The sequence below is a fragment of the Clostridium paraputrificum AGR2156 genome (genome assembly GCF_000424025.1).
In the GTDB taxonomy this organism is placed as follows: Bacteria; Bacillota; Clostridia; order Clostridiales; family Clostridiaceae; genus Clostridium; species Clostridium paraputrificum.
The window spans coordinates 232,442-256,329 of sequence record NZ_AUJC01000001.1 but is presented as its reverse complement, the minus strand read 5'-3'; the positions used below and the strand labels follow the sequence as shown (position 1 = coordinate 256,329).

General features: G+C 28.8%; 26 protein-coding genes, 1 tRNA gene and 1 riboswitch. Of the genes, 23 read left to right on the top strand and 4 right to left on the bottom strand.

The genetic code is table 11. The features are described from left to right. Positions 1 to 184 precede the first annotated feature (184 nt). Positions 185 to 1,126: an AraC family transcriptional regulator gene (locus G594_RS18120; RefSeq protein ID WP_051195866.1), complete on the top strand. Its 942-nt coding sequence runs from the start codon at positions 185 to 187 to the stop codon at positions 1,124 to 1,126. Positions 1,127 to 1,200: 74 nt separating this feature from the next. Here the strand turns inward: G594_RS18120 and G594_RS19455 are convergent, their stop codons facing one another. Beyond that, positions 1,201 to 1,896, bottom strand: coding sequence for a helix-turn-helix domain-containing protein (locus G594_RS19455; RefSeq protein ID WP_051195865.1), 696 nt, complete (start codon positions 1,894 to 1,896; stop codon positions 1,201 to 1,203). Positions 1,897 to 2,065: 169 nt separating this feature from the next. Between G594_RS19455 and G594_RS0101205 the strand changes: the two genes are divergently transcribed. The 6 genes from G594_RS0101205 (at position 2,066) to G594_RS0101180 (ending at position 7,447) form a co-directional block, all read left to right on the top strand. Further along, positions 2,066 to 3,019 carry an ABC transporter permease gene (locus G594_RS0101205; protein ID WP_027096885.1) on the top strand — a complete coding sequence of 318 codons (954 nt, stop codon included), beginning with the start codon at positions 2,066 to 2,068 and terminating at the stop codon, positions 3,017 to 3,019. Continuing rightward, positions 3,009 to 3,959 (top strand): iron chelate uptake ABC transporter family permease subunit, encoded by a 951-nt coding sequence (locus tag G594_RS0101200; protein ID WP_027096884.1) that lies wholly within the window; start codon positions 3,009 to 3,011, stop codon positions 3,957 to 3,959. Before G594_RS0101205 ends, G594_RS0101200 begins: the two co-directional genes overlap by 11 nt. Continuing rightward, positions 3,956 to 4,711 (top strand): iron ABC transporter ATP-binding protein, encoded by a 756-nt coding sequence (locus G594_RS0101195; protein WP_027096883.1) that lies wholly within the window; start codon positions 3,956 to 3,958, stop codon positions 4,709 to 4,711. The genes G594_RS0101200 and G594_RS0101195 overlap by 4 nt, the downstream gene beginning before the upstream one ends. Before the next feature lie 19 nt (positions 4,712 to 4,730). Next, a complete protein-coding gene (locus G594_RS0101190) occupies positions 4,731 to 5,663 on the top strand; it encodes a siderophore ABC transporter substrate-binding protein (protein ID WP_027096882.1) in 933 nt (310 codons plus the stop codon). 111 nt (positions 5,664 to 5,774) lie between these two features. Continuing rightward, positions 5,775 to 6,956 (top strand): cation:proton antiporter, encoded by a 1,182-nt coding sequence (locus G594_RS0101185; protein ID WP_027096881.1) that lies wholly within the window; start codon positions 5,775 to 5,777, stop codon positions 6,954 to 6,956. 80 nt (positions 6,957 to 7,036) lie between these two features. Beyond that, positions 7,037 to 7,447: a hypothetical protein gene (locus tag G594_RS0101180; RefSeq protein WP_141668637.1), complete on the top strand. Its 411-nt coding sequence runs from the start codon at positions 7,037 to 7,039 to the stop codon at positions 7,445 to 7,447. A 58-nt stretch (positions 7,448 to 7,505) separates the two neighbouring features. Here G594_RS0101180 and G594_RS0101175 read toward each other — a convergent pair whose 3' ends face one another. Together G594_RS0101175 and G594_RS0101170 are read right to left on the bottom strand one after the other, a co-directional pair. Then, a complete protein-coding gene (locus G594_RS0101175) occupies positions 7,506 to 8,846 on the bottom strand; it encodes a dicarboxylate/amino acid:cation symporter (RefSeq protein ID WP_027096879.1) in 1,341 nt (446 codons plus the stop codon). 205 nt (positions 8,847 to 9,051) lie between these two features. Further along, positions 9,052 to 9,618, bottom strand: coding sequence for a hypothetical protein (locus G594_RS0101170; RefSeq protein WP_027096878.1), 567 nt, complete (start codon positions 9,616 to 9,618; stop codon positions 9,052 to 9,054). A gap of 145 nt (positions 9,619 to 9,763) precedes the next feature. Here G594_RS0101170 and G594_RS0101165 point away from each other — a divergent pair. From G594_RS0101165 to G594_RS0101140, 6 genes are all read left to right on the top strand, one after another. Next, positions 9,764 to 9,838 (top strand) — tRNA-Gln (locus tag G594_RS0101165). A gap of 395 nt (positions 9,839 to 10,233) precedes the next feature. Beyond that, on the top strand, positions 10,234 to 11,541 hold the full coding sequence (locus tag G594_RS0101160) for a hemolysin family protein (RefSeq protein ID WP_027096877.1): 1,308 nt from the start codon (positions 10,234 to 10,236) through the stop codon (positions 11,539 to 11,541). 59 nt (positions 11,542 to 11,600) lie between these two features. After that, on the top strand, positions 11,601 to 12,194 hold the full coding sequence (locus G594_RS18110) for a TlpA disulfide reductase family protein (RefSeq protein ID WP_051195864.1): 594 nt from the start codon (positions 11,601 to 11,603) through the stop codon (positions 12,192 to 12,194). A gap of 22 nt (positions 12,195 to 12,216) precedes the next feature. Next, the gene (locus G594_RS0101150) at positions 12,217 to 12,741 is read left to right on the top strand and encodes a hypothetical protein (protein WP_027096876.1); all 525 of its coding nucleotides are present in this window, start codon (positions 12,217 to 12,219) and stop codon (positions 12,739 to 12,741) included. A 172-nt stretch (positions 12,742 to 12,913) separates the two neighbouring features. After that, positions 12,914 to 13,615 (top strand): response regulator transcription factor, encoded by a 702-nt coding sequence (locus G594_RS0101145; protein ID WP_027096875.1) that lies wholly within the window; start codon positions 12,914 to 12,916, stop codon positions 13,613 to 13,615. Beyond that, positions 13,593 to 15,644 (top strand): sensor histidine kinase, encoded by a 2,052-nt coding sequence (locus tag G594_RS0101140; RefSeq protein ID WP_143331538.1) that lies wholly within the window; start codon positions 13,593 to 13,595, stop codon positions 15,642 to 15,644. The genes G594_RS0101145 and G594_RS0101140 overlap by 23 nt, the downstream gene beginning before the upstream one ends. Positions 15,645 to 15,706: 62 nt before the next feature. On the opposite strand, the gene G594_RS0101135 is transcribed toward G594_RS0101140, so the two are convergent. After that, on the bottom strand, positions 15,707 to 16,201 hold the full coding sequence (locus G594_RS0101135; RefSeq protein ID WP_027096873.1) for a hypothetical protein: 495 nt from the start codon (positions 16,199 to 16,201) through the stop codon (positions 15,707 to 15,709). A 161-nt stretch (positions 16,202 to 16,362) separates the two neighbouring features. Here G594_RS0101135 and G594_RS0101130 point away from each other — a divergent pair, with 161 nt between their 5' ends. From G594_RS0101130 to G594_RS0101085, 10 genes are all read left to right on the top strand, one after another. Beyond that, positions 16,363 to 17,109 carry an SDR family NAD(P)-dependent oxidoreductase gene (locus G594_RS0101130; RefSeq protein WP_027096872.1) on the top strand — a complete coding sequence of 249 codons (747 nt, stop codon included), beginning with the start codon at positions 16,363 to 16,365 and terminating at the stop codon, positions 17,107 to 17,109. A 58-nt stretch (positions 17,110 to 17,167) separates the two neighbouring features. Further along, complete coding sequence (locus G594_RS0101125) at positions 17,168 to 17,959, top strand: MerR family transcriptional regulator (protein ID WP_027096871.1); 792 nt, start codon at positions 17,168 to 17,170, stop codon at positions 17,957 to 17,959. A 55-nt stretch (positions 17,960 to 18,014) separates the two neighbouring features. After that, positions 18,015 to 19,049 carry an MATE family efflux transporter gene (locus G594_RS18105; RefSeq protein WP_027096870.1) on the top strand — a complete coding sequence of 345 codons (1,035 nt, stop codon included), beginning with the start codon at positions 18,015 to 18,017 and terminating at the stop codon, positions 19,047 to 19,049. 79 nt (positions 19,050 to 19,128) lie between these two features. Further along, complete coding sequence (locus G594_RS19450) at positions 19,129 to 19,347, top strand: hypothetical protein (protein WP_027096869.1); 219 nt, start codon at positions 19,129 to 19,131, stop codon at positions 19,345 to 19,347. Between the two features lie 20 nt (positions 19,348 to 19,367). Beyond that, entirely contained in the window at positions 19,368 to 19,655 is a 288-nt protein-coding gene (locus G594_RS0101110; RefSeq protein WP_027096868.1) for a DUF503 domain-containing protein, read from the top strand. Positions 19,656 to 19,777: 122 nt separating this feature from the next. Continuing rightward, entirely contained in the window at positions 19,778 to 20,278 is a 501-nt protein-coding gene (locus G594_RS0101105; RefSeq protein ID WP_027096867.1) for a GNAT family N-acetyltransferase, read from the top strand. 82 nt (positions 20,279 to 20,360) lie between these two features. After that, positions 20,361 to 20,487: riboswitch (SAM riboswitch) on the top strand. An 89-nt stretch (positions 20,488 to 20,576) separates the two neighbouring features. Further along, positions 20,577 to 21,539, top strand: coding sequence for a methionine ABC transporter ATP-binding protein (locus G594_RS0101100; RefSeq protein WP_027096866.1), 963 nt, complete (start codon positions 20,577 to 20,579; stop codon positions 21,537 to 21,539). A 1-nt stretch (position 21,540) separates the two neighbouring features. Further along, positions 21,541 to 22,179: a methionine ABC transporter permease gene (locus tag G594_RS0101095; protein ID WP_027096865.1), complete on the top strand. Its 639-nt coding sequence runs from the start codon at positions 21,541 to 21,543 to the stop codon at positions 22,177 to 22,179. A gap of 19 nt (positions 22,180 to 22,198) precedes the next feature. Next, a complete protein-coding gene (locus G594_RS0101090; protein ID WP_027096864.1) occupies positions 22,199 to 23,017 on the top strand; it encodes a MetQ/NlpA family ABC transporter substrate-binding protein in 819 nt (272 codons plus the stop codon). Between the two features lie 154 nt (positions 23,018 to 23,171). Then, on the top strand, positions 23,172 to 23,876 hold the full coding sequence (locus tag G594_RS0101085) for an N-acetylmuramoyl-L-alanine amidase (protein ID WP_027096863.1): 705 nt from the start codon (positions 23,172 to 23,174) through the stop codon (positions 23,874 to 23,876). Positions 23,877 to 23,888: the final 12 nt, after the last annotated feature.

The window sequence follows — 23,888 nt, the reverse complement described above, 5'->3', positions numbered from 1 at the left end:
TAAATGAAAATTTGATCTTAAGTTAATAAATAATTTAACTGTACGTGATTATTATAATAGGCAAACGATTTCATTTGTATCATTATTGTGTTCAGTTTATATGACAATGTTGTTGTGGTAACAAGAATATACTTTTCAAATATGATAAAACTTTTTATAATAACGTTATCAAAGGGGGGATATTATGAATCAGAAACTAGAAATCATTGATTACCCAAATATAAAAAATATGAATTTGTTTGTGGTGGAAGTTGATTATCGCGAGCCCCATCTTCACCCTGAAGTAGAGATGTTATTTGTTTTTAAAGGTAGCCCTATTTTTATTATTAATGATGAACAATTTCAATTTCATCCGGGGGATGTTATTTTACTTAATAGTAATGATAAGCATGAAATAATTTCACAGGAGGAAGCATCAATATTTTTATGTTTGCAAATATTACCTAAGTATTTTGAAGGATATTTTCCCCAAATTAGTCATGTGGTTTTTACTGATCATTGTAGATATGATATCAAGCATAATTTATTGATTTATACTTTTTTAAAGCTTGGAGAAGTTTATATAGAAAAGCCACAATATTATCAAATAAACTGTGCAAGTATGATTAATATTATGTATTTCTATTTATTAAATCAATATTCAAAATATGAATTAAATACTGATTATAATGGAGCAATTTGTCACAATAAATTACGTTTAAGTAGGATTACAAGGTATATAGAAGAACATTATAATGAAAAAATATCATTACAGGATATTGCAGATAGAGAAGGATTATCTGTATACTTTTTATCCCATTTTATTAGGGAACATTTAAAGCAGAATTTTCAGGATTATCTAACTTTTGTAAGATTTAATCATGCAAGAGACATGATTCTTACTACTAATATGAAGTTAATAGATATTTGCTATCATTGTGGGTTTTCAGATTATCGTTATATGAACCAAGCTTTTAAAAGATATTGTAATTCTACACCAAAAGAATTTAAAAATCGTTCATCTACTACAATGGTAAAAAAGCCATCATCAGGCGGAAATAATCAAATAATATATAGTGAAGAAGATGCACTATATATTATTAGAAGGGCTTTTCAAGATTTTAATTTATTTGAACCTAATATATAGTTAGTCATAGAGTAAAGAGAAGGAAATGTCAGATATATTAAATATACCTACATTTCCTTTTTATATTTTAGTATTTAGATATTCTTGTATTTGTTTCTAAATTCTAAAGGGGTAATATTTTCTTTTTTCTTAAAAACTGTATTAAAATAATTTTGGTTTGAATAACCAATAGATAATGCAATATCTGCAATATTCATATCTGTACTTACTAAAAGGTCTTTACCTTTTTCTATTCTTCGTTCGTTTAAGTATCCTATAACAGTTTTATTTTTAGTTTTCTTAAATACATTACACAAATAAGTTTTATTAAGAGTTAATTCTTTAGATATTACATCTAAATTAATATCCTGAGAATAGTGAGAATCAATATATTTAATAGCTTTTGTTACATTAAGATTATGTTTTTCTTCCTCTATCTCTATATTTACATAAAGCAGTTCTATTAAATGAGGGAGGCAATGAATTGGTTTGTATTGAATATTTTCTGTATTATTCTTATCTGTAGAATAGGGACCAATTACATAAAATCCATAAGAATAGTTGTTGGGTATTATAGGGCATATTGTAATAAAAATACTATGCTGTCTATTAACATTTATAATGTTTTTTTCCTTTCTAATTCTTTCTAGAATTTTGTGAATATCAGCATTAACAGGATTACCTAATGAAAATAGTAAATGTCCATTTTCATTGTAAGCTTCAATATTAAGATGAGTACAATTGTGGAAGTTATCTATATTCTCTTTTGCTTTATCTAATAAAGTTATCATTTATTTTCCTCCAAAAGTTTTGCCTAAATATTTTATAAAAAAACAAAATATTTTATAAGACAGTGAATGATAAACTTGATATTATTAATGAGAATCATTATCAAGAAATATCAATTGAATTATATCAATATACATAGAGTTTGTCAAAGTATCATTCAGAGGTGAACAGATGAAAAAGAAATATTTAGTTCTTATATTAATTATACTATCGGTGTTATCTATATTCGTAGGGGTAACTGATATTAAATTAGCAGATATATTTGCTTTAGAGAGCACAAAAATAGAAATATTATTAACAAGTAGAGTTCCAAGGCTAGTCAGTATAGTAGTTGCAGGTATTGGATTAAGTATAAGTGGTCTTATAATGCAACAGATAAGCAGAAATAAATTTGTTTCTCCTACAACTGCTGCAACTGTAGATTTTGCAAAGCTTGGTATATTAGCATCTATGCTGGTATTTACCTCTGCAACAACAATGCAAAAGATGATTATATCATTTGCCTTTTCTTTAGTGGGTACAATGATATTTATGAAAATGACAAAGGTAATAAAATTTAAAAATATAGTTTTTATACCTTTGCTGGGGATGATGCTAGGGAAAGTAGTAAATTCTATAACTACATTTTTTGCTTATAAGTATGATTTGATTCAAAATCTTTCTTCATGGATGGAAGGTGACTTATCTATGATAATGAAAGGAAATTATGAATTATTGTACTTAAGTATCCCTGTAGTTGTAATTGCCTTCCTTTATGCAAATAAGTTTACTGTGGCAGGAATGGGAGAAGATTTTGCAACTAATTTAGGGTTAAACTACAATTCAGTAGTTAATATTGGACTAATTATAGTAGCTGTAATTTCAGCAGTAACAATTATTACTGTAGGAAATATTCCTTTCCTTGGGTTAATAGTTCCAAACATAGTTAGTCTTTATCTAGGAGATAACCTGAAAAATTCCTTATACCATACAGCATTACTTGGACCTATATTCCTTTTAGCTTGTGATATATTTGGAAGAATAGTAATATTCCCATTTGAAATATCTATAGGAACAACAGTTGGAGTTATCGGAAGTGCAATATTCCTTTATATGATAGTAAGGAGGTCTGGAAATGAAGCATAAGAAATTACTTTTAGGATTAGGAATAGCAGCAACAATATTAGTAGCAATCTTTTTATTCATAGGATTAAATGCAAATAATTTTGATTATGCTTTATCAAGACGTATACCTAAAATTATAGCAATGATATTAGTTGGGATATCAATAGGGTTTTCATCTTTAGTATTCCAAACAATTACTAATAATAGAATTTTAACTCCTAGTATCTTAGGGCTAGATTCATTATATGTGCTTTTACAAACAACCCTAATATTTATTCTAGGTTCAGGTTCAGGAGTAGTAAATGGGAAGAATGCAAACTTTGTTATATCAATAATAGTAATGATTATATTCTCTTCCTTAATATACAAATTCTTATTTGGAAAAAATAGTAACAATATATTCACACTATTATTAATAGGGGTTATATGTGGAACATTATTTGAAAGCTTAACAACGTTTATGCAAGTATTAATTGATCCATTAGAGTTTCAAGTGGTACAGGATAAAATGATGGCAAGCTTTAATAATATAAATACTGAAATATTGCTATTATCAACTGTAGTAATAGCACTTTGTATAGTTTTCAGTATGGATTTTTTAAAGATATTAGATGTTATGTCTTTAGGAAGAGATGAAGCAATAAACCTAGGTGTTGATTATGATAAAGTTACTAAAAAGATGCTTGTAGTTATAGTAATACTTACATCAGTATCTACAGCATTAGTAGGTCCTATAACATTCTTAGGACTTCTAGTAGTAAATATAGCTAGACAACTTGTTAAGACATATAAGCATAGTGAACTTGGAATAGCTACAGGGTTTATTAGCGTAATAGCTTTAATAGGTGGACAACTTATAGTTGAAAGAATATTAAACTATGGAATGACAATAGGAGTAATAATCAACTTTATAGGAGGAATCTATTTCATTTATCTTGTAATGAAGGAGAGAGCAAAATGATAGAGGTAAGAGGAATTACAAAGAAATATGGAAAAAAGAATGTTGTAGATAATGTTTCTTTAAAAATAGAAGAAGGAAAAATAACTTCATTTATAGGTCCTAATGGGGCAGGTAAAAGTACCTTGCTTTCAATAATAAGCAGACTTATAAAAAGGGATGCAGGTGAAGTTTTAATAGATGGTAAAGAAATATTAGAATGGGATAATAAAGAGCTTGCTAAGAAAGTTTCTATATTAAAGCAATCTAATAATATAAATATAAAGCTTACTATTAGAGAATTAGTTAGCTTTGGAAGATTTCCTTATTGCCAAGGAAATTTAAAGGATGAAGATATTCAATTTGTGGACAAGGCAATTAAATATATGCAGCTTAAGGATATTGAAGATAAGTACTTAGATGAACTAAGTGGTGGTCAAAGACAAAGAGCATATATTGCCATGGTAATAGCTCAAAACAGTGATTATATCTTACTAGATGAGCCATTAAATAATTTAGATATGAAGCATTCAGTTGAGATTATGAAGATATTAAGAAGATTAACTGATGAGCTTGGAAAAACAGTTATTATAGTAATACACGATATTAACTTTGCATCCTGCTATTCAGACTATATTGTAGCTTTAAAGGATGGAAAAGTAGTTAAGGATGGTCCTACAGATGAAACAATTAAAAAGGAAGAACTTGAAAGTATTTATGAAATAAAATTTGATATTCAAAATATAGATAACAGAAAAATATGTGTATATTTTTAAATAAAAAGGAGAGATAAAAATGAGTAAAAAGACAATAATTTCAATGATAGTTATTATAGCAGTTATATTTGGTATTTATGGTGTTACTAAATTTGCAGGAAATGGTGTTTCAGCAGATGGAGAGAAGATTAAAATCACTCATAAATTAGGAGAAACAGAAGTAACAAAGAATCCTTCAAGAGTTATAGTTTTTGACTATGGTATAGCAGATGCTTTAAATACTTTAGATGTAGAGATAATAGGTTTACCAAAATCAAATTTACCAAGTCTTTTAAGCAAATATGAAGATGGTAAGTACGAAAATGTAGGAAGTTTAAAAGAACCTGATATGGAAAAAGTTTATGAATTAAAGCCAGATTTAATAATAATGTCAGGAAGATTAGAATCATACTATGAAGAATTAAATAAGATAGCTCCAACAATTTATTTAGGAGTTGATAATACTGATTATTTAGGTTCTTTCAAAAAGAATATGGAAACTTTAGGACAAATATTTGATAAAGAAAAAGAAGTTAAAACTCAGGTTGCTAAGGTTGAAGAAGCTATAGGTAAGGTTAATGAAAAAGCAGAAGGTGTAAATGCATTAATAGCTTTAGCTAATGATAATGCATTTAGCGTATATGGAGAAGGATCAAGATTTGGAATAATTCACAAGGAGTTTGGAATTGAAGCGGTTGATAAGACTATAGAATCATCAACACATGGACAAAAGGCTTCATTTGAATACATTTTAGATAAAAATCCAGATTATTTATTTGTAATAGATAGAGCAGCTGTAACAGGTGGAAATACTTCAGCGAAGGAAATGTTTGATAATGAAATTATAAAGAAAACTGATGCATATAAGAATGGGAATATAGTATATTTAGATGCTGATGTTTGGTACACAATAAGTGGTGGTATTGAATCAACACAAAAGATGGTTGATGAAGTGTTAGAGGCTTTAAAGTAAATGAATTATGAAAAAGGAGAAATTGATAAGCAATTTCTCCTTTTTTTGTTCTTAAATTCCATAAAAAGGATTAGAATATAAGTGGAATTTAAATACAAAGGGGGATGAAGCATGTTATCATATATATATTTATTTGATATTGCTCTAATTTTATTAAGTACAAAAGTGTTAGGAATAGTAACAAAGAAATTCCAAATGCCGCAGGTTGTAGGGGCTTTATTAGCTGGATTAGTATTAGGACCAGCTGTATTTAATGTAATTACAGAAACTGATTTTATAAAACAAATAGCAGAACTTGGAGTTATAGTAATTATGTTTACAGCTGGATTATCTACGGATATTAATGAACTAAAAAGTACTGGAAAAGCTTCTTTTATAATTGCCTTATGTGGAGTTATTCTACCTCTTATAGGGGGAACTGCAGTAGCCTATATTTTTAATAGGGGGGAATTCGCAAGTATTGTTGGAAATGAATTAATAGAGAATATATTTATAGGAATAATATTAACTGCTACATCAGTAAGTATAACTGTAGAAACTTTAAAGGAGCTTGGCAAGCTTAATAGCAGAACAGGAAATGCTATATTAGGAGCGGCTTTAATTGATGATATATTAGGCATAATTGCATTAACTATAGTTACAAGTTTTAATGATGCAAGTGTAAGCGTAATTTTAGTATTAATAAAGATAATATTATTTTTTGCTGTTGCTGGAGTATCAGGGTACATTTTTTATAAATGCTTTGATAAATTTGTAAATAGATATGATAGTGATATGAGAAGATTTGTTATAGCAGCCTTTGTATTTTGCTTATTGTTATCATTTGTAGCAGAAAGATTCTTTGGAGTCGCAGATATAACAGGAGCTTTTATAGCTGGACTTGTTTTGTCAAATAATAAAGAGACAAGTTATATAAATGCAAGGTTTGAGACTTTATCTTATATGTTACTTTCGCCAATATTCTTTGCAAGCATTGGGTTAAAGGTGTCATTAAGTAAAATGTCCTCGGGAATAATTCTATTTACTATTTGTATAGTTGGTATAGGAATAATAACAAAGATTATAGGATGTGGACTTGGAGCAAAGTTATGCAGGTTTAACAATAAAGAAGCATTACAAGTTGGTATTGGAATGGTAGCTAGAGGTGAGGTGGCTTTAGTTGTAGCTAATAAAGGAATATCTATGGGGATTATGAATCCTGTATTTTTAGCTCCAATAATTATTTTAGTGGTGGTTTGTGCTATAGCAACGCCTATAATATTAAAAATAGTTTATAAAGAAAAAAATATATAAATATGGTATTAATGAGAAGGAAACTTTGTTGTTACCGGCTTTTAAGTTAATGGATATTAATAATGAAGGGAGGAGGAGCAGTGAAAAGTAAAAGAAAAATATTTATAGTTGCTATTGTTTTTATTTTTATCATTATAATACTTCTATGTGGAAGTAAAACACAATTGAATTCAGAAAAGATATCAAATATTAGAATACAAGCGTTACCATCTCCACCTAAGTTTAAAGATATTGATAAGAAAGAAGATATAGAAAAGATAGTAACATTTCTTAATGATTTACCTAAAGAAGAGGTTAAGGATGATGGGAGAAATGGATGGCAATTCTTTATAGAAGTAAATGAGATTGGTAGTACTAATTATGTTTCTTTTGTAGGTGATAGATTGTATATTGATAAGAATTGCTACAAGATAGATGATAAAGCTTTAAATGAGTTTAGAGAACTTTATGACTCGTTCCAATATGAAGAAAAGAGTTATAAGGAATGGTAGAGAGGCAAGATAAAAATGATTCTGAAAATAAAAATTCCTGCACAAGCAGGAATTTTTATTATATTGCATTATATTTATCTTCGTCTAGCATCCCTTCTGACTTGGCAACAACTACTGCTGTAGCTGAATCACCAACAACATTTAAGGATGTAACTAACATTTCTACAGGTCTATTTATTGCTAAGATTAATGAGTATGCAAGCAATGCAGCATCATTATTGTATCCCATTCCAGTTAATACAGTAAATAGTATTATTGCACCAGCACCAGGGGCAGCAGGTGTACCTATTGAGGCTATAAGAGCAAGTAACCCTATAACAATTATGTTTCCAATAGTTACTTCATATCCAGCACTTGATGCTATAAATATAGCAGCTATAATTTGCATTATTGCAGTTCCGTTCATATTTATAGTCATTCCTAGTGGTAATGTAAATGAAGCTATTTCATCACTAACACCTAATTCCTCAACAGTTGTTTTTGTGTTAAGTGGTAAAGTTGCAGCTGATGAAGATGTAGAAAATCCAAATAAAGCAACTTTAGATATCTTCTTAACAAAAGTGATTGGATTTAGCTTAGCAGCCAGTGCTACAAAAATAGCATAGCCAAGTGTTAAGAATAGTAATAAGGCTAATACTGTTGTTATTACATAAGCTAAGGCTGGTTTCAAGTGATCAACACCATATATTGCGAAAGTTCTAGTTATTAGTACGAATATAGCAATAGGTCCAAATTTAGTTATAATAAAGCTTAAGAATACAGTAATTATATTATTTACATCTTCTAGTAACTTCTTTAATACTTGAATTTGATCACCTAAGTGGTTTATGCAAAGACCAGTAACCACAGCTAAGAAAACAACAGCTAAGATGCTACCATTTTGAGAGAAAGTTGCAGCTATGTTATTTGGTATAGCTTTTACTATAACTAATAACGGGTTAGAACCAGCGCTTCCAGCTTGAGAAGTTAAGTTATCTATACTTACATTAAATAATCCCATCTTATTTGCAGCAAATCCAAAGATTCCAGCTAATATAAGAGCAAATAATGATGTAACTAAGAATCCTAATATTGTTTTATAAGATATACGGCCAAGTTTTTTAGTGTCACTAACTTTACACATAGCTAAAGCTATTGAAGTAAATACCATTGGGACAATTACAAGTTGTAATGAGTTTACAAATAGTTGTCCTGCTATATAGAATAATCCTAGAGCATTTTGAGCTCCTTCAGCAGATATATCTTGGAATAATAAGTTGTTTATTGTAGTCCATAAATCAATATTTCCATTGCTTAATAAGCTCTCTCTTAATAATATAAATCCAGTACCAGCAATTAAACCTAGAATTAAAGATATTGCCATTTGAATAGCTAGTTTGTTTGAGTTTTGTTTTTTCATAGTATCCTCCATAATAATTCCGAATATATAGGATACCAGATATATAAAAACGCCCTAATACCAATTAAGATACTAAGGCGTATAAAATACATAAATAATGTAATACTTCCTTATTAGTCTCACAGGACTAGTTTAAAGGTATCCTACGTTTTAGAAGTATACAGTATAAGAATGTATTCGTCAATATTCTACAAAATATTATTATCTAACAGAAAGCATTCTTTACATCAATAAGAGCTGCATCTGTTTTTTTAGAAGCAAATACGAGTATTTCTATTGATTCTTGTAAGCATTTTATAGCATGTTTTTGATCTTTATTTAAATGGCATTCATGAAGTAAACAATCAAGGTCCTTATATAGACATTGAAGCTTGTCTGTATCATTTCCAATGCTATAAAGAGCTGATGACATAGCTGTTAAAATACTATTCAACTTTTTGTTAGAACATTCCTTACATTTACAGCAATCATTTGTTCCTTTTTTAAAGCTATCAAAATCATTGTACTTGTAAGAGTTTATACTATTTTGCTTTTTTAAATATTTATCCATGTTAAAGTTGTTATAAGGCAAATTATATTCATCTACAGGAGTATCATAAGTTTCATAAATTTCGCATGGTTTGTAAATATCACAAGGTTTTGGAGAATCACATGGTTCGCAGTGCTTAGAAGGTTCACATGGATCACAGAATTCATTTATATCATAGTTATCATATATAGTTTTTTCTTCTTCAAACTCTTTTATAAAGTTATTGTTTATATAGTTTTTCATAATACACCTCAATCTCTAAACTTTTGTAAAATTAAATCTCAATATTATAATATGTGTTGACATATAAAATGTGAGAAAAGTGAAAAAGCACATTTTAAGAAAAATATAGAAAATATACAATAATGTGCTATAATAATATTGTTAATGGGGTATAGCCAAGTGGTAAGGCATCAGATTCTGACTCTGAGTATGGTCGGTTCGAATCCGACTACCCTAGCCACATATAAAAGATTATCCAAGTTTATAAGGATAGTCTTTTTTATTTTTAAGAAAATATATCTTAAAAAGATTGAGAATGAGAGTTTAATATTATTTAGCTTAAATAATTATAAATAAAGTTAGTATTTATTTAATATAAATAAATACGTAGAAGAGTTAAGAAAATTGAGATGATAAAGTTAGTATAATATACTGTAAGTGAAAGCAAAAGAAAAGTCTCCATTAGCAATTGACTTATATAGAAATAGGTTGTTATAGCGAGGGATTAAGCTTTTTTTTAATATAAACTTTATTTTTGAGGAGTTTTAATCTTTTTTATAAGATTTACAATATTTGATAATATTTATGATTCATGATAAGATTTAATCACTATATTAAAAAAAGGAGAAATGAAATATGGAAAGTGATCCCGACCCTGCTAATATTGCTGGACAGCTCATATTGTTAGCAGTATTAACAGCAGTAAATGCTTTCTTTGCAGCAGCAGAGATGGCAATTGTATCAATTAATAAAACAAAAATGAAAATGTTAGCTAATGAAGGTAATAAAAAGGCTAACACAATATGCAAATTAGTAGAGGAACCAACAAAGTTCTTGTCTACAATTCAAGTTGCAATAACACTATCTGGATTTTTTGCTAGTGCATCTGCAGCAACAGGTATTTCAACAGTGGTAGGTAAGATGTTAACAGACATGAATATACCTTATGGTGAACAAATATCTTTTGTAGGTGTAACAATAATTTTATCTTATTTCACACTTGTATTTGGTGAACTTTTCCCTAAGAGATTAGCCATAAAAAAAGCAGACAAGCTTTCTATGGTAGTTGTAAATCCTATTCTTTTTATTTCTAAGGCAGTAGCACCTTTTGTTAAGATACTATCAGTATCAACAAATATTTTGGTAAAGCTGTTTGGATTGGATAGTGATGACTCAGAGGAAAGAGTAACAAAGGAAGAAATTAAGTCTCTTGTAGAAACAGGAGAGGAACATGGTGCAATTAATGAAAGCGAAAAAGAAATGATAGAAAGTGTGTTTGAATTTGATGACAAAATAGCTGAAAAGGTTATGACACCAAGAACAGAGGTATATTGTATAGATATAAATGAACCTCTTGAAGAATATTTGGACGAGCTTTTACAAAAGAGATTTGCTAGAATACCTGTCTATGAAGATGAAATTGATAATATCATTGGAGTATTATATATGAAAGACTTCATGATAGAAGCTAGAAATAAAGGCTTTGAAAATGTAAATATACAGGATATATTGCAAGAACCTTATTTTGTGCCAGAGTGTAAGCCAATTAGACATTTATTTAGAGACTTACAGGACATTAAACGTCATATAGCAATAATTGTAGATGAGTATGGTGGATTCTCAGGTATCATAACTGTTGAAGATTTAGTTGAAGAAATTGTTGGAGATATAAATGATGAGGATGATGAAGAGGAATTTGGAATAAGAAAAGTTGGAGAGAATTGTTATTTAGTAGATGGTACTACTCAATTAGATGAATTAAATGAAAATTTAAACATTGATGTAAAGTCTGATGAGTTGGATACTTTAAATGGATTCTTAATTAACTTAATTGGAAAAATTCCTTTAGAAGATGAAGAAAAAGAAATAAAGTATAACAATATTGTTTTTAAAATAGATGAAGTGTCTGATAAGAAAATTGAAAAGGTAAGAATATGTCTCTAGGTTATTCCTAGAGATTTTTTATTTAATATAGTTTATAATTACTACAGGAGGAGATTCATATGATGAACAAGAGAAAAATATTAGGCATAGTTGTAGTGCTTGTAATAGGAATGATTATTTTCACTATTTTAAGTAGTAAAAATAGCATAAGTACTGAAGAAAAATTGTCACAAATTGAATCTGAAAGAAAACCTGATAATTATATTCCTGCAAGTATAAAGATAAAAGCAAAAGATTTTACTGTTTATGCAGAAAATAAAGAAAAGATTAATATAGAAAAATATATTGGAAGTAAACCAATGGTGATAGTTTTTTGGGCATCATGGTGTATTGATTGTAGAGAAAATCTAATAAGAATTGAAGCTGCTAAAGAAAAGTATTATAAAGAAGATGTAGAATTCATTGTTGTTAATATTACTGATGGAGAGCGTGAGACAAAGGAAACAGCAGATACATACTTAAAGTTTAATAATATTTCACTAGATACTTATTATGATTATGATTTAAGTGCTTATAAAGCGTATAATTTAAATACATTACCAAGAATGATGTTTGTAGATAAGAATGGGATAATAGTCCAAGATAGAAAGGTATCTATAGATGAAAAAGGTTTAGATTTATCTATTAAAAACCTTATTAGTCCAGAAGAATAACTAAAGAGAAGGAAGGTTACAAATGAAAAAGAAATTAATTATTTTATTTAGTTTATTATTTTCACTATTTTTATTTATATCATGTAGTAAAGATACAGAAGAAAATAATAAAAGTGAAGTAGAACAAAGTGAATCATTAGAACAAGAAAATAATCTTGATGTAGCAAGTTATAGTGTTAAAACCATTAATAATAATGATATTTCCATGCTATATACAGGGATGACTTTAAGTCCAGTAATAACTGTTGGTGAAGTAAGTGATAGGCCTTTTAACATTGAGATTACTGATATAGATGAAGCTTATGACATTGGAAATGATGGAAATATAGAATTAATAAATTCTGAAACAGGAGATTTTATAAGTTTTACTAGGGATGATAAAGGAAACTATAAGATATCGGCCAAATTAGAAAAGGATATTGAATATGGTATATTATTAAATAAAAGATTAGTGGGTGCTGTAAGGGTTGTAGAAGATTTAAACAGTATAGATAAGGAAGCTTTATATAATGATATTTCTACAAGGTTAAGTTGTGGATTATCATAAGTTAATTAAAGGAATCTAAAATGTTAGGTTCCTTTTTCTTTCGGATTTCTTAAGAATTATAAATAGTCTTTTGTAATCTTTAAGTCCTATTATAAGAATATAGGATTAAAGATATCTAATAAAATTTCTAATATGATAAAATAGTTAGTAAGTTTTAAAGTTGGAGGAAAATATGAAAGGGTATAATGTTTTAGTGGTTGATGATGATAAAGCAATAGTTGAAGCTATAGAAATCTATCTTAGAGGAGAAGGATATAATATTTTCAAAGCTTATGATGGTGCTGAAGCTTTAGAAGTAATAAAGGAAGAAGAGATACACCTTATCATAATGGATATTATGATGCCAAAGATGGATGGAACAAGGGCTACTCTTAAAATAAGAGAAGAAAAAGAGATACCAATAATCATGCTTTCAGCAAAGTCAGAGGATACTGATAAAATATTAGGACTTAATATTGGAGCTGATGATTATGTAACAAAGCCTTTTAATCCCTTAGAATTAATTGCAAGGGTAAATTCTCAAATAAGAAGATATACAAGGTTTTCACCTTTAAAGGAAAACAATGATGTTATAAAAATTGGTGCTATAGAGCTTAATAAGAGGAGTAAGGTTGTTTTGAGAGATGGAGAGATAGCAAAGTTAACCCCATTAGAATTTAAAATTCTTTCATTGTTAATGGATAACCCAGGAAGAGTATTTTCTATTGAAGAAATTTATGAAAGGGTATGGAATGAAGTAGCCTTTAATGTAGACACAGTAACAGTGCATATTAGAAGAATAAGAGAAAAGATAGAAATTAATCCTAAAGAACCTAGATATTTAAAGGTGGTGTGGGGAATTGGATATAAATTTGAAAAAGATCACAGGGGATAAATTAAACTTTAAGATTCTATTACTATCAATATTAGTTGCGCTAACACCAGTGCTATATACATACCTTTTTAATAGCTTACAATTTAAAAGTATGTATGAAAGATTTGACGTATCAAATTACTATAATGAATTTTATAATGGATTGGTAGAGGTATCTGATATATATATAGATATTGATAGAAATATAAATGAAGATGGAATACAGAAATATTTAGAGATAAATAATACTAACACAACTGCAGAAGGTAAAAATAGGGAAGAACTAATTAATATAATAAATAGCAAGTATAATAACTTTTTTAACAAGTTTATAAAGAATTCCAATTTTGAATTCTTTGTAGATAGAGGGGATGGAACTTCATTTACTACAAGTACTTATACAAATATTAAAGATTTCATAGAAGATTCTAGGAATGGATATGATTATGTTGTGTTATTTGGAAAAAATTCAAGTAATCAACAAGGTACAGAAGTGTCTAAGTCAATGAAAACTTTAGCTGGATATAATGAGTTTAGAAGTAAGTATGATATTTGCATAAGGGTACCTAAAAATTTAGAAAAAGAGGATGTACTTTATTACGCCAAGGAGGATATAAAAAAATATAAGAAGACAGCAGTGATATGGGGCGTGGGATTAGCTCTAGATTGTATACTAACAATAGGATTGTTTATAAATATATTAAAGAATAAAAATAAAGCTTTTAATAATATATTTATTAAGTTATATGGAAGTTTTTTTACAGAGTTAAAACTAATTTTTATGATTTTACTTGGAGTATTTTTGTATTATATATGTTGGAAAACCCAGTGGTATTTCCTGGGAAGGATTATAGTACTAACCATAATTGGTGGATTATTATTATATTTAAACTTAGCATATATTTTAAAGCTTATATTTATAGACAAGGATAATGCATCAAAAGAACTTAAAAATAAATCTTTTTTATTAAAAATATATAAAGCAATATTAAGACTTTTTGGTTTTATACGTGAAAGCTTTGTTTATAAATATACAGCAATTACAATTATATCATTTATTTTTGTAATAGTAGTGTTTGTTGGAGTTGCATGCTTTATAACATTTCCTTTAAGCTATTGGATATATGAACCTTTTTATAGTGCCTTAGTAGTGGTATTTATACTTATGGCAATAGGTGTAATAGGCTATGTATTAGTAATAGGAAAGGAAGTAAATAAGCTTAAAAAAACTACTAGTAATATTGTAAAAGGAAATTACAAAAATGAGTTATTAGTGAGTGGACCCCATATATTAAGGGAAATATCTAAGGACTTATCTAATATACAAGAAGGATTAGAATCAGCTATAGATAATGCTGTAAAAAGTGAAAGAATGAAAGGAGAGCTTATAACCAATGTATCTCATGATTTGAAAACTCCTTTAACTTCTATAATTAATTATGTTGACTTATTAAGCAAAGATAATATTTCAGATGAAGAGAGAAAAAAATATATAGGGGTGCTTAAAGAGAAATCCCAAAGATTAAAGGTATTAATTGAAGATTTATTTGAAGCTTCTAAGGCAGCCTCAGGGGCTATTGAATTAGATATAGTAGAATTAGATCCAATAGCTCTTTTAAGGCAAACTATAGGAGAACTTGAGGATAAGATTGAGTCTTCAAACCTTCAAGTTATTAAGAATATACCAGAAGAAAAATTACTAATATTAGCTGATGGTAAGAAAACATTTAGAGTATTTCAAAACTTACTTTCTAATATTATTAAATATTCTATGAAGGGATCTAGAGTATATATAGATGTAGAGCAAGATGAAGATTATGTTAAAATAATATTTAAAAATATATCAGAAAGTCCATTAAATGTGGAAGCTGAAGAATTAATGGAAAGATTTAAGCGAGGGGATGTTTCAAGGACTACAGAGGGATCAGGACTTGGTCTTTCAATTGCTAAAAGCTTGGTAGAATTACAGGATGGAGAATTTAATATTGAGATTGATGGAGACTTATTTAAAGCCATAGTAAAGCTTAAAAATATAAGAGATAGTATTTAGTGAAATTAAGAAACCCTATTTTGTCTAGGGTTTCTTTTTAAACTTTCACTCCAATGTATCTTTTATTTAAGTCTATTTATATAAAAGGTTAAATCATTTTGATTTAGGCAAAAGCAAGGAAATTTCATTCCGTAGTTGCCCCATATAGTAATTGGAATTTCAGTAAAGTAGAATGTTATAAAAAAGTTTTCTCTAGTAGAAAGTCTAGTTAAAAAAGGGATTAATCTTATGTGTTCTACTTTGAAGTAATTACTATAGTTTTCAATAGTTAAGTTAGCTTTAAGCAGTTTTCTATCTTCTTCTGGAACAAGATTAACTAAGTTTTCTTTATCTTCTTCTGATAGTTTATCAAGATAAAAATCTATATAACAAAAAGAATTGTTTAATTTAAATATTTTTAGGATATAGTCAATCATTTCATCTTCACCTGAATATACATTTTTAGGTTCTAAAGTAAAGTTTGGAAAAGTATCTAGTCCATCTAATATATTTGGGAATTTTATTATTACATTCTTGTGAAATTCCTCTGAAGTTACAGATATTAGAATATCATTCATAGAATAATCTCCTTAAAATTAATTGTGAATTAGTAATATTATAAAAATACTACAAATTAGTGTCAATATTAAATAACTTTTATTTATAAAGTAAGTAATAAATTATTATAAAAATGCTTATTACTAAATAGAGAATACTTTTATATGGAGGAGATGTATATATGAGAGTAAAGGATAAGGTCATAATTGTTACAGGAGCATCACGAGGTATTGGGTATGCAGTGGCTGATAAGTTGTTATCAGAAGGTGCAAAACTTGTAGCTTGTGCATCAAATCAAAAGAATGCAGACAAGGCAGTAGTAGCATTAAAAGGTAGCCATCCTAATGCTATGATACTTGGACTTGGTGTAAATAATAATGAATCAAAAGAAATTGAGAAAGCAGTTAAAAAGGTACATGAGACATTTGGAAAGATTGATGTACTTATAAATAATGCAGGTATTACAACAGATGTATCTTTTTTTGATATGACAGAAGAGGATTTTGTAAATGTTATGAATATTAATGTTACTGGAATATTTAGATGGTGTAAGGCTGTAGCCCCAATAATGAAGGATAATGATGGAGGCAGTATAATAAATACATCATCTATGGTTGCAACCTTTGGACAAAGGAGTGGATGTTCATATGCAGCTTCTAAAGCTGCAGTAAATGGGTTAACCAAATCACTTGCAAAGGAACTTGGACAATATGGAATAAGAGTTAATGCAGTAGCCCCTGGAGTAACTAAAACAGACATGGTTGCATCTATACCTGATAAATTTATAGATTCATTAGCAGCAATGACTCCTCTTGGAAGAGTTGGAACTCCAGAAGAATTAGCAGGAGCATATGTTTATTTATCTTCTGATGAAAGTACTTTTACAAATGGAACAATAATTGGTGTTGATGGTGGCTTGGTAATGTAGATATAATATAAGCAAGACTTTATTTAAGTCTTGCTTATATTATATAGAGGTGTTTACTATGAATAATAGATATTTAATAGGAGATGTAGCTAAGTATTTATCATTATCTAGGGATACATTAAGGTATTATGATAAGTTAGGTATAGTTTCTCCTAAAAAAGATGAAGGTAATGGATATAGATATTACAACATGGATGACATAATTACATTATCTTATGTAATGATATTAAAAGATGTTGGAATTTCCTTAGATGATATAAAAGAAATGATTTATAACTATAGTTTAAAAGATATGAGATTAGGAATTTTAAATCAGGAGAAGGTAATAGATAAAAAAATAGAAGAACTTATGAATATAAAAACTAAAATAAGAAATTTTAATAATTGGTGTATAACAGCAGAAAATTATTTGAATAAGTTTGAAATTAGGGAATGTCCTAAGTTTTTATATACTATGGAACAAGTGGAAATTAAAGAATCAAAGTTAATGGACGCTATTGAAAAACTTAGAAGTAATAGTTATATAAAAGAAACTGTTTTTTCTATGTTAATTAATAAAGATGTACTTTTTAGTAGTGAAATAAAAGATGAGCACTTTTATTCGGGAGGAAGTGGTATTGTAGAAGAAGAGTATGTTAGTGATTTTAAAGTATTTCCAAGTAGGAAGTGTTTACATACAGTTATAGAAATTACATGTGATCAATGGGATAGTGAGCTTGTAAAAATAAAAGATTATATTCATAATGAAGGTTTAATAGTAGAAGATAATCTTCTTTGTAGAGCAATAGCATTTGAAAATAAAGATGGATTTCCAAAAGATTTTTATGAAATTTGGATTCCAGTAGCTTGACCTTGGAGTAACTCCAAGGTTTATTATTTTTTAATGAAGAAAGGAGATATCTTATATGAATGAATTAAATTTAGGAACAGAAAAAATAAAAAAGTTATTTTATAAGTATGCTATACCAAGTGTAATAAGTAGTATTATATTTTCAATTTATATTGTTATAGATGGTATTTTTGTAGGAAGAGTAGTAGGTCCACAAGGCTTAGCAATGGTTAATATAGCAATGCCAATATTTAGTATGGCTTTAGCTTTAGGTATAATGGTTTCAGTTGGAGGAAACACTGTAGTAAGTATTGAACTTGGAGAAGGTAGGAAAGAAGATGCTAGAGAAAGCTTTAGTTTAGGATTTTTTTCTCTTATTGTTATAAGTTCAGTTATAGGAATAATTATATTTTTATTTAGATATAGAGTTGCTACAGCTTTAGGTGCAACACCTTCATTAATGAAGGGGGTAATTGAATATTTAGTTATTCTTTGTTTATGTGTACCATTCTTTACTGGTGGAAGTTATTTAGCAGCAGGAATTAGAACAATGGGTATGCCAACGTTTTCCATGTTTTGTACTGTTTTAGGATCAGTTTTAAATATAATTTTAGACTATGTTTTTGTAGTGCTTTGGGGCTGGGGTGTTGCAGGTGCTGCCTTGGCGTCGGGAATAGCATTTTTTATTTCATTCCTTTTAGCTTTTATAAAAATTCAATCTAAGGATTCGATTTTAAAGTTAAAAAAATGCAAAATAAATTTAAGAAAGATTGGAAGGTTCTTTTATAATGGATCTTCAGAAGCTTTAACTGAAGTGGCAGTAGCATTTACTACTTTTATTTTTAATATAGTATTAATGAGAAAAATTGGAGAAATGGGAGTATCTGCTTTCTCAATAATTCAGTATATAGCTTCTCTTGTAGTAGCAGTTTATTTAGGAATAGCTAATGGTATAACACCTATTATAAGTTATAACTATGGAGCAAAAAAAGGAGAAAGAATAAATGAACTAATAAAATATGCATCAAAGGTTATGGTAATACTAGGTATAATATGTACAGGATTTTTATTTTTTTGGAGGAGAAACACTAATATCTTTCTTTGTAAGTAATGATAAAATATTATTAGAGACTACTTCACTTGCTTGTAAAATTTATTCTTTAGCATTTTTAGTAAGTGGCTTGAATATTTTGGCATCGTCCTATTTTACAGCTTTAGAGGACGCTAAAACATCAGCTATAATTTCCTTTTTAAGAGGTATAGCACTAATATTTATAGGGATTATAGTTTTACCTGCTATAATGGGTGATTCAGGAATATGGCTTACTGTAGCTTTTAGTGAGTTTTTAACATTATTAATTGCTCTAGTTTTATTAAAAAAATCAAAAAGTAAATTAATTCAATTATAAAAATTTGGATGTGGTATATCATGAAAATTCTAGTTATGGAAATAAAAATACGAGTATCTTGGGTTCAGAGCTTAAAGGAAAAGCGTATGATAGTTAATAGTATTACTCAAAGGTTAAAAAATAAATTTAACATTTCTGTAGGAGAGATGTTTCATCAAGATAATCATAAAATAATAGGAATTGCTCTATCAAAAGTATGTAGTACTAATGCTATAGTAGACACAACAAAAGAAAAAGTTATAAGTTTTATAGAAGAAAACTGTGATGGAGAAATAATAGAAATATTTGATGAGACAATAGAATATTAAGTTAAAAGGTGTATGAGCTAAAGTGCTTATACACCTTTTATCAGAATAGTAAAAAAATACAGGGTGCAATAGATTTTAACTCTGCTATAATAGAGAAGGATATTTTATGTAAGGAGTAAAAGATGAGGTTAAGAATAGGGGAATTAAAAGATTTAGATTTGATTTATAGCATAAAATGTAAAGCACTAAAACATTATAAAGATTTTGGAATAAGTTGGAATGAAAATTATCCAACAAGAGATACATTTAAGAGTGATATAGATAAAAGGGAATTATTTGTACTAGAAAAAAATAAAAATGAAATTTTAGGAATAGTTGTCATCAATAGAACAGAGGAAAAGGCATACGATGATTTGCCATGGACTTTTAATGATGATTATGTTGTGTTACATAGAGTATTAGTAAACCCTGCTTTTTCTGGAAAGGGATATGGCAAATATTTAATACAGAAGGTTTTAGAATATGCTAAAGAAGATGGAATTAAAGCAATAAGATTAGATACTAATACTAAAAATATACTTGGACAAAAGTTGTACAAGTCTCAGGGGTTTAACATAGTAGGAGAAATTTCTTTGCCAGATAAAGATGGAAGTTTTTATTGCTTAGAAAAAATATTGGAATAACTTTCAAAAATATATTGACAATATTAAAGGATTGGAATATATTATTAAACAAGAAGTAAATAATTAGAAAATAAAATATAATATCTTATCCAGAGTGGTGGAGGGACTGGCCCTGTGAAACCCAGCAACCGATTAAGTGGCTCATTTTCCATTTAGAATACGGTGCTAATTCCTGCAGCAATTTTTTATATTTTGCTGATAGATAAGAGAATAAATTAGGCTTAGTGAATTCATGCACTAGAGATTTATTCTCTAGTGCATTTATTTTTATATTAAAAAAGAGGGAGGGGACATTATTATGATAGAAATTAAAAATGTATGTAAAAGTTTTGGACAAGCAGAGGTATTAAAAGATATAGCAATAAGCATAAAGGAAGGGGAGATTTACGGAATTATAGGCCATAGTGGTGCTGGTAAATCAACGCTTTTAAGATGTATAAATGGATTAGAGTCCTATGATGAAGGAAGTATTAAAGTCATGGGAGAAGAAGTCTCAGGCTTAGGGGCTAAAAAGCTTAGAGAGTTTAGAAAAAATTTGGGGATGATATTCCAAAACTTTAACTTACTTAAAAGGAAAACTGTATATAAGAATGTTTCTCTTCCTCTTGAAGTTTGGGGCTACGATAAAGAGTATATAGATAAGAGAGTGAATGAATTATTAGATTTGGTGGGATTAGGAGACAAGGCAAAAAGTAAGCCTGCATCATTAAGTGGTGGGCAAAAACAAAGGGTTGCAATTGCAAGAGCATTAGCTTTAGAGCCAAAGATTCTTTTGTGTGACGAAGCTACATCTGCTTTAGATCCTAAAATAACTAAAGATATTTTAGCACTTCTATCTAAAATAAATAAGGAATTAGGAATAACAATAGTTATAGTAACTCACCAAATGGAAGTTGTTAAAGAAGTTTGTGAAAGAGTGGCATTGATAGATGGTGGAATAGTTAAGGCTGAGGGAAGAGCAGAAGACTTATTCTTAAAGCCAGGAGCATCATTAAAGAAATTCCTTGGTGAAGAGGATGAGACAACCTTACCTGATGAAGGAATAAATATAAGAATTTTCTTCCCATCAGATTGTTCAGAAAATGCACTTATAACAAGAATGGCTAGGGAAGCAAATGTAGATTTCTCAATAGTTTGGGGAAAACTTGAAAAGTTCAGGGAAAATGTACTTGGAAGTTTAGTTATAAATATTGAGGAAAAGGACAAAGAAACAATATTTAATTATTTAAAGAGCAAAAATATAGAATGGGAGGTAATATAGCATGGGTGAATTATTATTAGAAGCATTTGGACAAACATTAGTGATGGTTGTACCATCAACAATATTCTCTGTAATATTTGGTTTTATAATTGCAATAGTACTTGTAGTAACAGATAGCAATGGTCTAAGGTCTAACAAAGCAATATATAAATGCATAGATGCAATAGTAAATGTATTAAGAGGTTTTCCATTCGTAATATTAATGGTTGCTATAATACCTTTTACAAGAGCAATAATGGGAACATCTCTTGGAGAGAAAGCAGCTATAGTGCCATTAACAATTGCAGCAGCACCTTTTGTAGCAAGAATATTTGAATCTGCTTTAAAAGAAGTAGATCCAGGAGTTATAGAGGCTGCAAAATCCTTTGGTTCAAGTAATTCTCAAATTATATTCAAGGTAATGCTAAAAGAGGCTATACCATCAATTCTATCAGGTATAACACTTACAGTTATAAATCTTATAGGATATTCAGCAATGGCAGGTGCTCTAGGGGCAGGGGGCCTTGGTAACTTAGGAATAAGATATGGATTCCAAAGATTCCAAACGGATGTAATGATTGTTACAGTAATTGTGTTGATTGTAGTAGTACAAGCTCTTCAAAGCTTAGGAAACTATTTTTATAAAAAATTATCAAGATAAATAAAAGGGGGATTTTAATATGAAAAAGACAAAATTATTATCATTAGTATTAGCAGGAGCATTAACATTAGGTTTAGTTGGGTGCGGGGGCAGCACAGAAAAGAAGGAAGATGACAAGGTTATAAAAATAGGGGTTACATCTGTACCACATGAAGAGATAGTTAATGCAATTAAACCTTTAGTAGAAGAAAAAGGTTATACTTTAAAAATAACACCATTTGATGATTATAATACACCAAATACAGCTGTTTATGAAGGAGAATTAGATGCAAACTACTTCCAACATATTGCATTCTTAAATGAAACAAACGAAGCAAAGGGATATGATCTAGTAAATGTTGCAGAAATCCACATAGAGCCAATGACTTTATACTCTAAGACTGCAAAGAGTTTAGATGAAATAAAGGATGGAGACACAATAGCTATTCCCAATGATGCAACTAACGAAGCAAGAGCATTAAGAGTTCTTGAAGATGCGGGGCTAATAAAGGTAAAGGCAGGAGAATTAGTTACTCCAAAGGATATAACTGAAAATCCAAAGAACTTAAAGTTTAAAGAATTGGCTGCAGAACAACTACCACGACTTTTAGATGAAGTTACAGCTGCTGTTATTAATGGTAACTATGCATTACAAGCTAATTTAGATGCGACCAAAGAAGGATTATATACTGAGGATAAGAACAGAGAAGATATAAATACTAAGAGAAATGTTTTGGTTGTTAAGGAAGCTAATAAGGATTCTGAAAAGACTAAAGTATTAAAAGAGGCTTTAACTTCTGATGAATGTAAGAAATTTATAGAAGAAAAGTATAAGGGAGCTGTAATTCCTGTATTCTAATATAATGAATGATTTGAGAAGAGAAATCGCTTAGCGGTTTCTCTTTTTTGGTGAGAATAAAAAGATATAAGCGTTGCTAATATTCACTAAATAACTATTTTCTAAATAGAATAGTATTAGGACAAAGTATTATCAATTTTTAGGAGGAAGGTATTTGGGTAGATGGATAATTGATGCTGGGCATGGTGGAAAAGACAATGGAGCTATTGGACCTGGTGGAAGAAGAGAAAAGAATATATCTTTAGATGCTGCATTAGAGGCAAAAAGAGTATTAGAGCTAAATGGTGAAGAGGTATTTTTAATAAGATCAAATGACATATATATGGAATTAAAAGAAAGAGTTACTTATGCAAACGGTTGGGGAGGAGATTATTACATTAGTTTTCATATGAATTTTAGTGATTCAGATTCAATTGAGGGTACAGAGGTATTTATTAAAAAAGATAATTCTAAATCAAAAGAGTTTGGTGAGTATTTACTAGATAAGATGGTAAAGGGTTTTAAAAGTGAAAATAGAGGGCTATCAGAAATAGATTATGGTGTGTTAAATAGCATAAATATACCAGGAGCTGTATGCTTAGGAGATTATATTTCTAATAGGCAGGTAGAGAGAAATTTTAATGCAGAGTATTTTGGAAGAGTAGTAGCTAATGCCTGTGTTCAGCTTGTTGGAAAAATACCTAAAGAAGAAGGGAAAAAGAATAAAGGGATAAAGAAAGAAGTAACCAAAGATTATGGATGGAGAGTGTGCGTAGGTGTCTATGAAGACTTTGAGGAAGCTAAAAGGGTTGTACAAGATATTCAAGCTAGAGGAGTTTCTAATGTTTATATAATCCCTTATATAGGAAAAAGTAAATAGTTTATATAAAAA

Coding starts and splice junctions, on each gene's coding strand:
- G594_RS0101160 (WP_027096877.1), top strand. CDS start 10,234: ATGGAAAGTGATCCCGACCCTGCTAATATTGCTGGACAGCTCATATTG.
- G594_RS0101150 (WP_027096876.1), top strand. CDS start 12,217: ATGAAAAAGAAATTAATTATTTTATTTAGTTTATTATTTTCACTATTT.
- G594_RS18105 (WP_027096870.1), top strand. CDS start 18,015: ATGAATGAATTAAATTTAGGAACAGAAAAAATAAAAAAGTTATTTTAT.
- G594_RS0101185 (WP_027096881.1), top strand. CDS start 5,775: ATGTTATCATATATATATTTATTTGATATTGCTCTAATTTTATTAAGT.
- G594_RS0101200 (WP_027096884.1), top strand. CDS start 3,009: ATGAAGCATAAGAAATTACTTTTAGGATTAGGAATAGCAGCAACAATA.
- G594_RS0101145 (WP_027096875.1), top strand. CDS start 12,914: ATGAAAGGGTATAATGTTTTAGTGGTTGATGATGATAAAGCAATAGTT.
- G594_RS0101205 (WP_027096885.1), top strand. CDS start 2,066: ATGAAAAAGAAATATTTAGTTCTTATATTAATTATACTATCGGTGTTA.
- G594_RS0101195 (WP_027096883.1), top strand. CDS start 3,956: ATGATAGAGGTAAGAGGAATTACAAAGAAATATGGAAAAAAGAATGTT.
- G594_RS0101100 (WP_027096866.1), top strand. CDS start 20,577: ATGATAGAAATTAAAAATGTATGTAAAAGTTTTGGACAAGCAGAGGTA.
- G594_RS0101170 (WP_027096878.1), bottom strand. CDS start 9,618: ATGAAAAACTATATAAACAATAACTTTATAAAAGAGTTTGAAGAAGAA.
- G594_RS0101095 (WP_027096865.1), top strand. CDS start 21,541: ATGGGTGAATTATTATTAGAAGCATTTGGACAAACATTAGTGATGGTT.
- G594_RS0101090 (WP_027096864.1), top strand. CDS start 22,199: ATGAAAAAGACAAAATTATTATCATTAGTATTAGCAGGAGCATTAACA.
- G594_RS18110 (WP_051195864.1), top strand. CDS start 11,601: ATGATGAACAAGAGAAAAATATTAGGCATAGTTGTAGTGCTTGTAATA.
- G594_RS0101130 (WP_027096872.1), top strand. CDS start 16,363: ATGAGAGTAAAGGATAAGGTCATAATTGTTACAGGAGCATCACGAGGT.
- G594_RS0101110 (WP_027096868.1), top strand. CDS start 19,368: ATGAAAATTCTAGTTATGGAAATAAAAATACGAGTATCTTGGGTTCAG.
- G594_RS0101125 (WP_027096871.1), top strand. CDS start 17,168: ATGAATAATAGATATTTAATAGGAGATGTAGCTAAGTATTTATCATTA.
- G594_RS0101135 (WP_027096873.1), bottom strand. CDS start 16,201: ATGAATGATATTCTAATATCTGTAACTTCAGAGGAATTTCACAAGAAT.
- G594_RS0101175 (WP_027096879.1), bottom strand. CDS start 8,846: ATGAAAAAACAAAACTCAAACAAACTAGCTATTCAAATGGCAATATCT.
- G594_RS0101105 (WP_027096867.1), top strand. CDS start 19,778: ATGAGGTTAAGAATAGGGGAATTAAAAGATTTAGATTTGATTTATAGC.
- G594_RS18120 (WP_051195866.1), top strand. CDS start 185: ATGAATCAGAAACTAGAAATCATTGATTACCCAAATATAAAAAATATG.
- G594_RS0101190 (WP_027096882.1), top strand. CDS start 4,731: ATGAGTAAAAAGACAATAATTTCAATGATAGTTATTATAGCAGTTATA.
- G594_RS19455 (WP_051195865.1), bottom strand. CDS start 1,896: ATGATAACTTTATTAGATAAAGCAAAAGAGAATATAGATAACTTCCAC.